Genomic DNA, 13,549 nt, shown 5'->3' with positions numbered 1-13,549 from the left:
CATCTATATTGGTTTGATAATATTCATTAAATTCGCAGTTGCCCTGATCTCTAACTAACTAAGCGTTGACCAATTAACAAACTGAAACCCATTTTAGGCGTTCAACTCTTGGGATGTATTTAATTTGTGGATTCCATTCTGGGTTTTGTAATAAGTAAACTTCCTTTATTTCATAGCCCTCAAATCTGATAGTTTTTTACTCTTAAGTAGCATGACTTATTAATCTATTTTTCAAAGAGAAAATTGGTGTATTGGATTCAATCTGTATGGATTTATTTTGAAATAATATATTCCTATTTTGCAAGGTTTAATGTATACTAAAATATGGAATTTAAAATGGAAAAAATAAGTGGGTTTTATAAAATTATACAAAATAAGAAATGAACATTTTTCAATGTCTTAATTCTGGTAATTATAAATTTTTAATGACTAAATTAGGGAAGAAGAGATTTGAGCTAAGGTTTAAACATTTACGCTATTTTTAATGAACAGGGGGAAGAACAGTATGAGAAAATATCTTTTTTGTACAGCACTTTTTATAGTAGCTTTATTATTTTCATTTAATAACTCTAGTGCTGCAACAAATTTAGAATTAAGAGTTCAAACAAGTGAAAATGCTATTACACTTAATTGGGTATCAGACGCGGACTATTTTCAATTGTATAAAGGGGACAAATTGGTATGGGAAGGGACATCAAAGCAAAAAACTATTGAGGAATTAGAGCCTAAAAAATCATACAAGTATCACCTTATCGCTTTAAACAAGGAAAGAAAGGTTGTAGACCAAAAACTAATCAGTGTCATGACTAAAGATGAGATAGAAAAAACTAATAAAGCGCAACTAAATAGCTTTTCAAATTTAGGACAAAAACAAGCTGATGATAACCCAATATTAGATGGTAAAACTATAGATGCAATCGTATCCGAAAAAAATGTGAAAATAACTTGGGATAAGAATCTTCCTGAAAATGTAGACCTTTATCGAAACGGTGAATTTATCGCTAATATTACAGGTCATCAATTTACTGATAACGATATAGAACCTAATACTTATTACACATATAACCTTGTCGGAAAGGTTGAACGTAGTGATACTGAAATAGAAGAAGAAATACAAAAATTAAAAAAAGAAGGATGGACAATTGATCTAAAAACTCTAAATGAAGTTTCCTATGAAAGCTTTGACTTGGGTAAAATCGTTAAAACCTTTAATACTGAGCAAATAAAAACACAAGATGTTAGTCTTGCTGCTACTGTTTATTATCCGGCGAAATATAACTTTAGATATACAACATTTATTCCTACAGCAAAAGCTGATCCTCCAGATGGTAAGAGTTGTCCTCAGTTCAAAGGTGACAATCGTGACTTCTCATTCTCAAATAATAATTATCGTACGAGGACAGAAGTGCAGGCTAATTTTACTGGTTCTAGTAACGGTTCTACTAGCTGGGTAACAAAGGATGTTCGTCCAACCACTAGATATAATTGTGATGGTACAACTACAACAAAAACTCAGAAAAGTTATACAATGTCTAAGTCCAATCTTGAGGCAACAAAAGATTTTGTATCATGGAAAGTAACCCATTCAGTAGGAATTCCATTTGAAATATATAATATTAGCCCACCTAACATTGATTATTATTACACTGCAGCTGTAAGCTCTGATGGGGATATTCAAGTTACTGGTTCTCATGACCAAGCACCAGCCCATGAAATGTATGCATATATTCCTAATTCCGATGCATTGTTAACCATTTTCAGACATGAAAATAAAGGATTTGACTACCTAGCTCCACCTATGGCAGATAGAAAAATATCATTTAGTATTTATAATTAAAAAAAACGCATTAGTTCATTAAAGGACTAATGCGTTTTTTTATTCCATTTTCTTAACCATTCATCTAACAAAAAGTAAAGAGATGCAGCAAGAATTGCAAATGACAAAATATAAAAACTCTTGCCGATTATAAAATAAAAGGTTATTAGCGAACTAACATAAATGATTGATTTAATTATTATACGATTAAATTTCGGAAAAGTTTTTTTACTTAATAATTCATAAATCAAATTTGGTATCAATCCCAAAATAAAAATAAATGGAAAGACATAAAGAGATGTAAACACTATCATTGAAGATTTAGAAGATGGGTATTCCGTAAATGTAATTCCTACTGTAATACTCGTAATAATCGACACAATAAAATATATTATAAAATTCCTAATCAAAAAGTGTTTCATATTTTCCTCATTTCAATAGTTTTAAAAAATATACATTTTATATATAGCTCCCTATACTAATTTATATTAATTCCCTTTAAAGGAAATTATGAACTAATTAATTTTAAAATGAAAGTGAAAAAAGAAGTATTTTATAATATTAATTCATTGTTGGTAAAAAGAAGAAATATTGTAATATTTTTATCATCATAGTGATTACGAAAAATATAAATAAAAGTATTTTTTATTAATTTAGAATTAGGGATGTTTATTATTTATTGTTGTTAACTCATTTCGACGATTTTCTTCTTTTAAGGGTATACTCAAGGAAACTAAAAAGCAACGGTTACCAGGTATGCAAACCGTTGCTAAAAAAACCCTAAGGATGTAATTAAATTCATTGAGAGTACAGCAAGTGTTTGCCTAGTACGGTAGGCGGACGGTACATGAGTGTTGGTAGCACTACATGCACACGCTGTGCTCTTTTTTCTGTTTTATAATCCTTCATTTGACAGTGACTCACGCGTTCTTTTTTATTATTAACCGCTTTTGTTTTTACAAGAAATCCATTTTTTGATTAAAAAACTAGTAACTTTCGGTGACCGAAAAGTGGCCAATAAATGAAATTTGATTAATTTAAAAGGTTACTTTTGGCAGTCGGTGATAGTGTCCATGAAAAAAGATTGTTAAATAAACGTTTTTACAACTATTGATTTTCGATAACAGTACCGAAATCCTATTGAAATAAAGTAAGCGTCTGTCCACGAAATATAGATTTAAAAACCTCCCCCAAATGATTGTTGAAGAATACATGATTCTACAAAGCAGAGAATAAATAAAAAAGCCAGAAACATTGATATATCAAGCTTTCAGTAGTCTTGCTTAATGTTGTTTGTTGAGCATTAGTTCTCATTATAGTAAAATATAGCAATGCGAACAACTTTAGGAGGATTATCATGGCTTTAATTGAATATATAGGACAAACAACAAAACTGATTGTCTCCCGCCAGGCTGCATTTGGCTACTTTTTAACAGACGGGCAGGAAGACGTTTTGCTTCATAAAAATGAAGCAGCAGGAAATTTAGAAGAAGGTCAAGAGGTTGAAGCATTTCTTTATGTTGATTCCCAGGGGAGAACTGCTGCTACAACAACGATTCCTGAAATTATGGTTGGGAAATACGGATGGGCACAAGTAAGTGATGTGAAGCCTGGCATCGGTGTATTTATAAATATTGGGGTGCAGAAGGATATGCTTCTCGGTGAAGAAGATCTGCCTGCACATCGATCAGTATGGCCGGAAATTGGCGATACCCTTTATGTCACTTTAAGAGTGAATAGAAATCAGCGCATTTATGTAAAGCTTGCTACTGATCCCATCATTGAAGAAATTTCAATTAAAGCAGATAAGGCAAGCTATAATAAAGATATTCACGGCTTTATTTATCGGACAGCGAAAGTAGGCAGTTGGGTTTACACGGCAGAGGGCTATAAAGGCTTTATCCATGAGTCGCAAAGACGAGTGGAGCCGAGGCTTGGGGAAAAAGTGGAGGGCAGAATCATCGATGTAAAAGATGATGGTACGATTAATGTATCTTTAACTCCAAGAAAACAGGAAGCTTTACATGATGATACGGATACAATTCTGTCTTATCTTGAATTACGAAATGGTGCGATGCCATACGGGGATAAAAGTGCGCCTGAGGATATTAAAGATCGCTTCAATTTAAGCAAGGCTTCTTTTAAACGGGCATTGGGCCGCATGATGAAGGAAGGCAAGATTTATCAGAAAGATGGATGGACTTATCTAAAGGAAGATGAGACTAAAGAATAAGGAAAAGGCTGTTTGGACTCCAAACAGCCTTTTTGCTATTAAAGATGATCAGTCTTCTTTGAGTAACTTTTTTTGCCTGCTTTGCGATTCTTTTCCTCTTCCATGTTTTTTTCATGGCGAACCGCATTATTATCTTTCGCTTTTTTATCATTATCGGTTGTATGTGACATAAATAAAAACTCCTTTCCATCCAAAGAATAATAGGTCTAACCCTATTGTCTGTAGAAAGGAAAGAAGTATGTATGAGTGCGTTAATCGTTTAGCTTATTAAGAAAAAATATAGCGATTGTTCCTGCCCCGGCATGAGAACCGACTGCGGAACCGATTGGTGTAATATAAAATTGATCTGCGTTGAATTCCTGTTGAATCATCGCTTTAATTTCGTGTGCAGTTTCTTCATCATCACCGTGGCTTATGCCAATTACTTGCTGATCAAATGAAGCTCCGCGCTCTTTCATTAATTCAATAATCCGCCGGAATAGTTTTTTCTTGCCGCGATGTTTTTCGATAGGCACTAGTTTGCCGTCTTCAACATTCAAAAGAGGTTTAATATTCAGCAAACCGCCAAGAAAAGCTGATGCTTTTGAAACACGTCCACCTTTAGCAAGATATTCCAAATCATGAACAGTAAATAAATGCTCCATATGTTCACAATGGAATTTAATTTTACTTAATAGCTCGTCTTTTGAAGCGTTTTCCTTTGCAAGCTTAACAGCTTCCTGCACGACCAGTCCATAACCGAGAGATGCGCATTTGCTGTCAACAATCACAAGATTAAAATCCGGGAAGCTTTCTTTCACTTGCTCGAGCATCATCACGGCTGTTTGATATGTTCCTGATAATTGCGAAGAAAATGCTATATATATTCCGTCTTCATTATTCTGTGCCATTTTTGTGAAAATCTCTTCAAACAATAGCGGTGATGCTTGTGAAGTTTTTGGCACCTTGCCCTCACGAATCGCTTCATATACTTTTTTTGAATCAATAGTAATAATGTCGTCATAGTCCTCATTACCTAAATGAACTTTTAAAGGAATAAGTGTGACATCATTTTCTTCAAAAAAGCTCAACGGTAAATCACACGCACTGTCAGCCAAAATTTTTACTGACATACTCATTCACCTGCTTTCATATCTAGATGTATTTAGTTTATAGAAATTGCCGCAAAAAAACAATGGAATGCATTGAAAAAGGGAAAGTTGGGTAAAGAAAGTATAGGTATGTGAAAAGGGGGATATTATGGCTTGGTTACAAACAAAGAAAATAATCATTGTTGTAATAGGCGCATTGCTTAATGCATTCGCAATGAATTTCTTCTTAATTCCTGCAAATGTTTACGCTAGCGGATTTACCGGTGTCGCACAGCTTTTGTCAAGCATTTTAAACGGCGCAATTTCAACCGGTATACTACTGTTTATTTTAAACGTTCCTGTCGCAATCTTTGCTTGGAAAAGAGTAGGTCGTTCTTTTACAATTTACAGTATTGTAAGTGTGGCTCTCATGACTTTATTTATGGAAGTACTTCCAATTGTCCATATTTCCCATGATATATTATTGAATGCTGTATTTGGCGGGGTAATTGCAGCTATTGGTGTGGGTATCACACTTAAATGGGGGGCTTCGACAGGTGGAATGGATATTATCGCCATGATATTATCAAAAATGAAGGATAGGCCAATCGGTACATATTTTTTCACCTTAAATGCCATTATTATTATTACAGCGGGATTATTATATGGCTGGGAAAAAGCTTTATATACTCTTGTTACGCTGTATGCTTCCACACGTGTTATTGATGCCATCCATACTAGACATGAAAAATTAACTGCAATGATCATTACAAAGAAGCAGGATGAAATGAAAAAAGCAATTCATAATCGGCTAGTAAGAGGAATAACAATCATCCCAGCTAGAGGTGCATTTTCAAATGATAATAAGGAAATGCTGATGATAGTCATTTCTCGATTTGAGCTTTTTGATTTACAAAGAACCATTCAAGAGGTCGATCCGGCAGCATTTACAAATATTGTGAATACTGCTGATGTGTATGGTGTATTCCGCAAAGACTAATTTAAGGAGGATAAAATGCTGCATTTACTGCTTGGTTTGACAATCATGATGAATCACTTACTTCTGGGGCAGGTTGAAATGGAAGCAAATCAAACTAATATGATATTACAATTTTCAGTTCATACCGTTGCTAATGCCGACGAACTTAAAATCGATTTAGAAATCGAAAATTTATCCAATGACCCGGTTACATTGCAGTTTTCTTCTTCTCAAAAGTATGAAATTATCATTGAAGATGAGAACGGGAATAGAGTTTACACTTTTTCTGAAGGAAAAGCTTTTTTACAAGTTCTGCAGAATTTGGAACTGCAGCCAGGAGAGTCGAAACAGTGGCAGGAAACTTGGGATTATCAGCAAGCTGGTAAAAGAGTCCAGGATGGAAAATATCAAGTGAATGCAGAACTATTAGCTGAGGTGCTCAAGCCGCATGGAGCTGCAATAGAAAAGTCGGCGACAACAAGCTTTCAATTGACTTCCGATCGATCCTCATTGAGCAATATGAAGGTTGAAGGCAGAGATGGAAGCTACAAAGTGACTGGTGTTCATTCCTCACCAAACCCATTGTATTACGTTGTTGAAGATGGTCACCATCTCTTTATAAAAGAAACACCTATTGAAAAAAATCAATCGTTTACAGTGCAAATTGAAGTAGATAAAAATAACCTGCCGAAAAACGGCACACTCATTGCTTACTTTTATGAAAAAGAAAATGGAAAGATGATAAATACTTATCCACTGCTGCTTGAAAAGTTTTAACGTAAAAAGCTGACATATCTAAATGTCAGCTTTTTACTTTGTGTTAGATTCCCCCGAGGGAAGATTCAGTCACATTTTTAAGTTTTTCAGCTTCCGCCTCTGCATATGTGGAATGGTATGGTATACGTTCATCATGTTTAGAAACAGTGTCAGCACCTTGCTGTACAAAGCGCTTAGATTTATTACGTTTACCCATTCGAATCTCCCCTTTAAAAAGAGTTTTGAAACAGCAACTTGCTGCTTCGTCTTTTAGTATGTGCATCGGAGCCATTTTAAAAAAGGGTAGATTTTGGATTAAAGTGCTTTTAAATTTAACAAATCGTTAAGGTAAACAGCAATCCCGTCTTCCTCGTTCGTTAAAGTAACGTCCTTTGCAATATTTTTAACTTGGTCGATACCATTGCCCATCGCGACTCCGTATCCGGCAAATTCGAGCATTTCCAAATCATTGTCTTCGTCCCCGAAAGCGATGACGCGCTCTTTTGGAATTTGTAAATAATCGCATGCTTGCTGCAGGCCTATTGCTTTGCTAAGTCCGGCTTTAATGATTTCAATAATATGAAATGGCTCTGCCCAGCTTCGCTGATGAATAACCTCTGCATGAACGTCTGATAAATGGCGGCTAATTTGTTTTATGTGAGCTTCATCAGTATGAATGAGCATACTAGTAGGTGAAGCGCTTAAAAACTCTCTTAAATCGCCAGTCGTTACTTGCGGTTTGCCAAGATTAAAGATATTCATGAGTTTTTCATCATGATAATGTAAATACACATCATCCAGGACTTCCGCAATAATGTTGTGGAAGCTAAAATCATGGCTTGCCTCGACAATTTCTTTTGCTACTTGCATATCAAGAGGCGTATGGTGCAGACCCCATGATTGATCTTTCGGATGGTGGACGAATGCTCCATTGAAGTTGACAATTGGTGTAGTCAAATCCAGCTCTTTATAATACAACTCGCTGGACCTGAACGGTCTCCCAGTTGCTATCATGACTTCATGACCAGCTTCCCTCGCTTTTTGAATGACGTTTTTTGTTGTTTTCGATATTGTTTTATCATCTTTTAATAAAGTACCGTCTAAATCTAGCGCAATCAAATGTTTTTGTACCATAATATCTCCTTCTATATGATGATTTTATTGAATAAGCTTATATATTTTGGAATTAGAAATTTCCATGGTAAACTATAATTGCAGAAAAACTTTTTAGAAAAACTTGGCTATTTTAAATTAAACTTTTTAAATGAGACTGCATGAATGCATATTTCAATTTTACACTATGTTACCAATATATACGGGTATTTGTAAAAGAAATCACTCAAAAAATAGAAAAGTTACATTATTTTCATATAATCTTTACATTGGGGGATAAATTGGTGATTACGATTAATAATGAAAAAATAAATAATATACCGGTTTTACATATTTCAGATTCTGCAAAGAGCGAGCAAAAGCTTCCACTTATTCTTTTTGTTCACGGTTTTTCAAGTGCGAAAGAACATAATTTACACTATGCTTATTTAATGGCTGAAAACGGATTCCGAGTGATTCTCCCAGAAGCGTTGTACCATGGTGAAAGGGATGAAGGTCTTTCTGAAGGGGCAATGCAGCTTCACTTCTGGGACATTATCATCAATACAATTTCAGAACTGGAAACGATCAAGGATTCATATGTTAAAGCAGGATTAGCGGATGAAGATAGAATTGGTATTGCAGGTACATCAATGGGCGGCATTGTAACGCTTGGAGCTTTAACCCAATATAAATGGATTAAATCTGCAGTAAGCTTAATGGGTATGCCATATTATGAGAAATTTGCATTAGCACAAATCGATATGCTGAAAAAGGATGGTGTGGAAATTCCTCTAAATGAAGAGGAATTAGAGCATTTAATGGAAAAAATAAGGCAGTTGGACATTAGTATGCAACAGGATAAATTAGCTGGCCGTCCATTGTTATTTTGGCATGGCAAAAAAGATGCAACTGTTCCATTTGCCCCTACATATGATTTTTATGAAACGGTGAAGCCGTTATATGCCGATACTCCTGAAAGATTTCAATTTATTGCAGACGAACGAGCTGGACATAAAGTCAGTCGAGAAGGTTTGCTGCAAACAGTTCAATGGTTTGAAACTTATCTCTAACCTTTCTTTTTTGTTTTTTCTCTAACTTTGTTATGATAATATTAGTATAATTCAATGAGGGAGTTGTCAATCATGGATCAAGATGTAAGAGAAAGTATTATGGGTGCACTTGAGCTTGTAGTGGATCCTGAACTAGGTATAGATATTGTCAATCTTGGACTCGTATATGATGTGAAAATGGACGAAGAAGGCAAAACAGAAGTAGAAATGACTTTAACTTCAATGGGCTGTCCATTAGCAGGCACAATTGTCGATCAAGTAAAATCAGCATTGGATGATATTCCTGAAGTAAAAGAAACTGAAGTGAATATTGTTTGGAATCCACCATGGTCAAAAGACCGCATGTCCAGATATGCTAAAATCGCTTTAGGTGTCCGCGACTAAATAAAAGCACAATTATTAAAAGTGAAACAGCAGGTGAAGTCCTGCTGTTTTTCCTGTTTTTCTGAGAGCTAGCTTTGCCATCAAGTCATCATCTATTGTCATAAGAAATATGATGATGTATTGTTATAGAATACACTAGTTTTTTAGTATGTGCTAAAAGGGCAATCGGCTAGATTTCACCTTTTAAAACGGAGTTGATTAAATGAGTAGTACGCAAGTAAAAGATGCATTAAATAGACCATTAAGAGATTTAAGGATATCGGTTATAGACCGTTGTAATTTTAGATGTCAATATTGCATGCCGGCAGAGGTTTTTGGCCCTGATTTTGTTTTTTTGCCAAAAGAAGAACTTCTTTCATATGAGGAAATTGAACGGCTTGCTCATATTTTTGTCGAACTCGGTGTTGAAAAAATCAGATTAACAGGCGGGGAGCCGCTGCTGAGAAAAGAATTGCCGACGTTGGTGGACAAATTGTCTCAAATAGAAGGATTAAAAGATATAGGATTAACGACAAATGGCGTGCTTCTACCAAAACATGCTAAAGCATTGAAAGATGCAGGCTTAAAAAGAGTAAATATTAGTCTTGATAGCTTAAAGGACGAACTATTTGGAGAAATAAATGGCCGCAATGTTGGGGTTGGCCCAGTAATAAAAGGCATAAAAGCGGCAAAAGATGCAGGGCTTGGCGTGAAGTTGAATATGGTCGTAAAAAAGGGCCTGAATGATCAGGAAATCTTGCCGATGGCAAAGTTCTGCAAAGAAAATGAATTGCAATTGAGATTTATTGAATATATGGACGTTGGCAGCACAAATGGTTGGCGCATGGATGAAGTAGTGACGAAAAAAGAGATATACAATACGTTAAAAGAGCATTATCTTTTAGAGCCTGTTGATCCGGATTATTTTGGTGAGGTAGCCAAAAGGTACAGATATAAAGGAACAGATGTAGATGTAGGCTTTATTACTTCTGTTTCTGAATCGTTTTGTTCAAGCTGTACCCGTTCAAGATTGTCAGCAAACGGACAGCTATACACTTGCCTGTTTAACGGAGATGGTCATGATATTAAGAAGTTTATTCGTTCAGGCGTAACCGACCAGGAAATCAAACAATATGTAACAGATATTTGGAATAAAAGGACGGACCGCTATTCTGATGAGCGTACAGATGAGACAAGAAAAAACCGGAAAAAATTAGAGATGTCTTATATTGGCGGATAATGAATAAAAACTCTGAGCGTGTATCGCTCAGGGTTTTTAACATACGATGGGAGATATAGATGATGGTGGAAAAAAGAACTCCAATACCGGTAAAAGAAGCAGTGAAGAAGGTTATGGATTATAAAGTTGAAGGTAATATAGAATTTGTATCAATTTTACATAGTAATAATCGGTTTTTGGCTCAGGATTTAACTGCAACGAGCGATGTTCCGCATTTTGACCGCTCGCCATATGATGGTTTTGCAGTTCGCTCCATTGATACACAGACTGCATCGTTGTCAAACGAGATTGAATTTGAAGTCGTTGACCATATTGGCGCTGGATTTGTTTCTGAAAAGCAAATTGGCCCGTTTCAAGCGGTGCGTATTATGACGGGTGCACAAATCCCTGAGGATTGTGATGCAGTCGTGATGCTAGAGCTGGCAAAGGCTTATGAAAAGAATGGCAGGAACTATATGTCAATTAAACGAAGCTATCAGCCTGGCGATAATGTATCTTTTAAAGGTGAAGATGCAAAAACAGGCGATGCCCTAGTAGAGAAAGGGACAAAAATCAACCCCGGCATACAAGCAATTCTTGCTACTTTCGGATATGCAGAGGTTCCGGTGGTGAAGAAGCCGCTTGTTGGTTTATTTGCAACCGGTACAGAGCTGCTCGAAGTGGAGGATGAACTCCAGCCAGGTAAAATTAGAAACAGCAATTCTACAATGCTTGCTGCACAAATCGAACGAGCAGGAGCAGAGGTTAAATACTTTGGCAAACTGCCTGATGAATTTGATACATGCTATGAAGCGGTGAAGTCTGCAGTGAATGAAGTGGATATGCTAATTACGACAGGCGGTGTATCTGTAGGCGATTTTGATTATTTGCCGGCGATTTATGAAAAAATGAAAGCTGAAGTTCTTTTTAACAAAGTAGCGATGCGTCCTGGAAGTGTCACTACCGTCGCACAGCTGGACGGCAAGCTATTATTCGGTTTATCAGGAAATCCATCGGCATGCTATGTCGGTTTTGAGTTATTTACTCGTCCAATTATCCGCCACATGCTTTATTCGAAAAAGCCGCACTTAAGAAAAGAAAAAGCTATATTAAAAGCTGATTTTCCAAAAGCAAATCCGTTTACCCGCTTTGTTAGAGCGACCGTCTCTATAGAGAATGGTAAGCTGGTCACAAGCCCTAGCGGTGTAGATAAATCTAATATCGTAATGAGCCTTGCCGGAGCAAATGCACTAATGCTATTGCCAGGCGGTACAAGGGGATATGGTATAGATGATGAAGTCGATGTTTTTATGCTTGAAGACTTTGTAGGCAGCGAATGGCCTTGGTAAACAAGCTGAAGATTCTCCAATTCGTTGGCTATCAAAACAGCGGTAAGACTACTCTTGTCACAAAGCTAATTGATTTATTATCTGCCAGAGGATCGAACATTGTAACGATTAAACATCATGGACATGGTGGCAAGCCAGATATTGTCGACAATAAAGATAATAGCAAGCATGTAGCAGCAGGTGCAGTCGCCTCAATAGTGGAAGGGGAAGGCAGGTTAATCATGCAGGCAGAGAGCAGTGAATGGAAGCTAGCCAAACAAATTGAATTGGCCTCCGCTCTCGAACCGCAATACATTTTTATTGAGGGACATAAGAAGGAAGGCTACCCTAAAGTCGTGCTGTTGCGAAATTCTGGCGACACTCACCTTTTAGATATTTTAGATCAAATCAAATTTGTCATTTATTGGGATAAATCAATTTCAGAGTTACAGCTAAAATATAATACTATACCTTTTTACTCAATTTCAGATGAGCAAGCGTATGATAAGATTATTGGCTATTTAGAAAGAGAATGACCGGGTGAGGTTGTTCTCTTTTTTATGTAGAGAGTGTATAATTTTTAAAAAAGAAAGGATGAGTAAAATGAAAATGCAGCTGCCCATCCCGAATCAGCTAATTTACTGGCATTCCTTAAACAAACGCGCTGCCTTAACTCAAAAGCAGAAAAAGTACTACGAAAATATAAAGAAAGGTTTTGCAGGAGAAAAGATTTGGTATAGTTGGTTAAATGAATTATCGCAGGAAGTCATTATTTTGCATGACTTAACATTTATACACAATACTTCAGCTATACAAATAGATTTTCTATGTATTTTTGAGAAAAGTATGATTGCTTTTGAAGTGAAAAACTATAAAGGCGAAGTTCATGTAGAAGGCGACCGCTGGAAGAGCGGGGCAGGAAATGAAATAAATAATCCTTTATTACAATACCTCCGAAGTAAGTCCCTGCTCAGCCCATTTTTAAAAAACCTCAAAGTTAATCTTCCGCTAGAATACTACATCGTATTTGTAAATCCTGAATTTTTCCCCTATCAATTGCCTTATTCAAAACATGTGATACTTCCACAACAACTAAAAAGATTCTGGAGTCATCTTAATCAAATGTCATCTGTCTTAGGTGGCAAACATGAAGAAATAAAAAAGCTAATATTAAAACAGAAAGAACAATATCAGAGCCAAACGGTCCCTTGCGAATGGACGGACTTAAAAAAGGGCGTGAGCTGCCCAATATGTGATGGATTAATGATAAAGAGAAAAAGAACTGTATGTTGTGGACAATGTGATAAATCCTTATCCTTAGACAAGGCAATCCTCTACAATATAAAAGAACTGGAACTTGTTTTCCCTAAAATAAAGATAAGCACAAATCTGGTCTATGAATGGTGCGGATGTGAGATTGATAAAAGAGTTGTCTATCGCGTACTCAAGAATAACTTTAAACACTTAGGCAACAACAAAAATAGATATTATGTAAGAGAAGAATAGTAATTGCTTTTTTATTCCTCTTAAGCAATTATACTTGCTCTGCTTAAGAGGAATAAATTTCATTTATCCCTCTAAAGCAACGCCACACGCGCATCTTCAGGTGAACAAATCGCA

At 35.9% G+C, this 13,549-nt stretch carries 14 protein-coding genes; 10 read left to right on the top strand and 4 right to left on the bottom strand.

Annotated elements, in window-relative coordinates; all coding sequences use genetic code 11:
• Positions 1 to 505: 505 nt before the first annotated feature.
• The gene (locus tag CWS20_RS22355) at positions 506 to 1,837 is read left to right on the top strand and encodes a DUF3238 domain-containing protein (RefSeq protein WP_066196150.1); all 1,332 of its coding nucleotides are present in this window, start codon (positions 506 to 508) and stop codon (positions 1,835 to 1,837) included.
• A 1,336-nt stretch (positions 1,838 to 3,173) separates the two neighbouring features.
• The gene (locus CWS20_RS22345) at positions 3,174 to 4,049 is read left to right on the top strand and encodes a CvfB family protein (RefSeq protein ID WP_066196156.1); all 876 of its coding nucleotides are present in this window, start codon (positions 3,174 to 3,176) and stop codon (positions 4,047 to 4,049) included.
• A gap of 38 nt (positions 4,050 to 4,087) precedes the next feature.
• Here CWS20_RS22345 and CWS20_RS22340 read toward each other — a convergent pair whose 3' ends face one another.
• Complete coding sequence (locus tag CWS20_RS22340; protein ID WP_083957340.1) at positions 4,088 to 4,219, bottom strand: DUF3941 domain-containing protein; 132 nt, start codon at positions 4,217 to 4,219, stop codon at positions 4,088 to 4,090.
• Positions 4,220 to 4,300: 81 nt separating this feature from the next.
• Positions 4,301 to 5,161 (bottom strand): DegV family protein, encoded by an 861-nt coding sequence (locus CWS20_RS22335; RefSeq protein ID WP_066196159.1) that lies wholly within the window; start codon positions 5,159 to 5,161, stop codon positions 4,301 to 4,303.
• 127 nt (positions 5,162 to 5,288) lie between these two features.
• Here CWS20_RS22335 and CWS20_RS22330 point away from each other — a divergent pair, with 127 nt between their 5' ends.
• Entirely contained in the window at positions 5,289 to 6,119 is an 831-nt protein-coding gene (locus tag CWS20_RS22330; protein WP_066196162.1) for a YitT family protein, read from the top strand.
• A 15-nt stretch (positions 6,120 to 6,134) separates the two neighbouring features.
• Positions 6,135 to 6,875, top strand: coding sequence for a BsuPI-related putative proteinase inhibitor (locus tag CWS20_RS22325; RefSeq protein WP_066196165.1), 741 nt, complete (start codon positions 6,135 to 6,137; stop codon positions 6,873 to 6,875).
• A 43-nt stretch (positions 6,876 to 6,918) separates the two neighbouring features.
• On the opposite strand, the gene CWS20_RS28425 is transcribed toward CWS20_RS22325, so the two are convergent.
• Complete coding sequence (locus CWS20_RS28425; RefSeq protein ID WP_162840977.1) at positions 6,919 to 7,071, bottom strand: hypothetical protein; 153 nt, start codon at positions 7,069 to 7,071, stop codon at positions 6,919 to 6,921.
• 98 nt (positions 7,072 to 7,169) lie between these two features.
• Positions 7,170 to 7,988: a Cof-type HAD-IIB family hydrolase gene (locus CWS20_RS22320; protein ID WP_066196168.1), complete on the bottom strand. Its 819-nt coding sequence runs from the start codon at positions 7,986 to 7,988 to the stop codon at positions 7,170 to 7,172.
• A 263-nt stretch (positions 7,989 to 8,251) separates the two neighbouring features.
• Here CWS20_RS22320 and CWS20_RS22315 point away from each other — a divergent pair, with 263 nt between their 5' ends.
• The 6 genes from CWS20_RS22315 to CWS20_RS22290 all read left to right on the top strand — a co-directional run bounded on the left by CWS20_RS22315 (position 8,252) and on the right by CWS20_RS22290 (position 13,435).
• On the top strand, positions 8,252 to 9,019 hold the full coding sequence (locus tag CWS20_RS22315; protein WP_066196171.1) for a prolyl oligopeptidase family serine peptidase: 768 nt from the start codon (positions 8,252 to 8,254) through the stop codon (positions 9,017 to 9,019).
• 72 nt (positions 9,020 to 9,091) lie between these two features.
• On the top strand, positions 9,092 to 9,403 hold the full coding sequence (locus CWS20_RS22310; protein WP_066196175.1) for a metal-sulfur cluster assembly factor: 312 nt from the start codon (positions 9,092 to 9,094) through the stop codon (positions 9,401 to 9,403).
• Between the two features lie 202 nt (positions 9,404 to 9,605).
• Positions 9,606 to 10,622, top strand: coding sequence for a GTP 3',8-cyclase MoaA (moaA, locus tag CWS20_RS22305; protein WP_066196177.1), 1,017 nt, complete (start codon positions 9,606 to 9,608; stop codon positions 10,620 to 10,622).
• Between the two features lie 62 nt (positions 10,623 to 10,684).
• Positions 10,685 to 11,950, top strand: coding sequence for a molybdopterin molybdotransferase MoeA (locus CWS20_RS22300; RefSeq protein WP_066196180.1), 1,266 nt, complete (start codon positions 10,685 to 10,687; stop codon positions 11,948 to 11,950).
• The gene (gene mobB, locus CWS20_RS22295; protein ID WP_066196183.1) at positions 11,938 to 12,465 is read left to right on the top strand and encodes a molybdopterin-guanine dinucleotide biosynthesis protein B; all 528 of its coding nucleotides are present in this window, start codon (positions 11,938 to 11,940) and stop codon (positions 12,463 to 12,465) included. Before CWS20_RS22300 ends, mobB begins: the two co-directional genes overlap by 13 nt.
• Positions 12,466 to 12,532: 67 nt before the next feature.
• The gene (locus CWS20_RS22290) at positions 12,533 to 13,435 is read left to right on the top strand and encodes a nuclease-related domain-containing protein (protein WP_066196186.1); all 903 of its coding nucleotides are present in this window, start codon (positions 12,533 to 12,535) and stop codon (positions 13,433 to 13,435) included.
• Positions 13,436 to 13,549: the final 114 nt, after the last annotated feature.

It is taken from the genome of Cytobacillus horneckiae (assembly GCF_002835735.1).
Lineage (GTDB): Bacteria > Bacillota > Bacilli > Bacillales > Cytobacillaceae > Cytobacillus > Cytobacillus horneckiae.
This window is presented reverse-complemented; position numbering and strand designations above follow the sequence as displayed.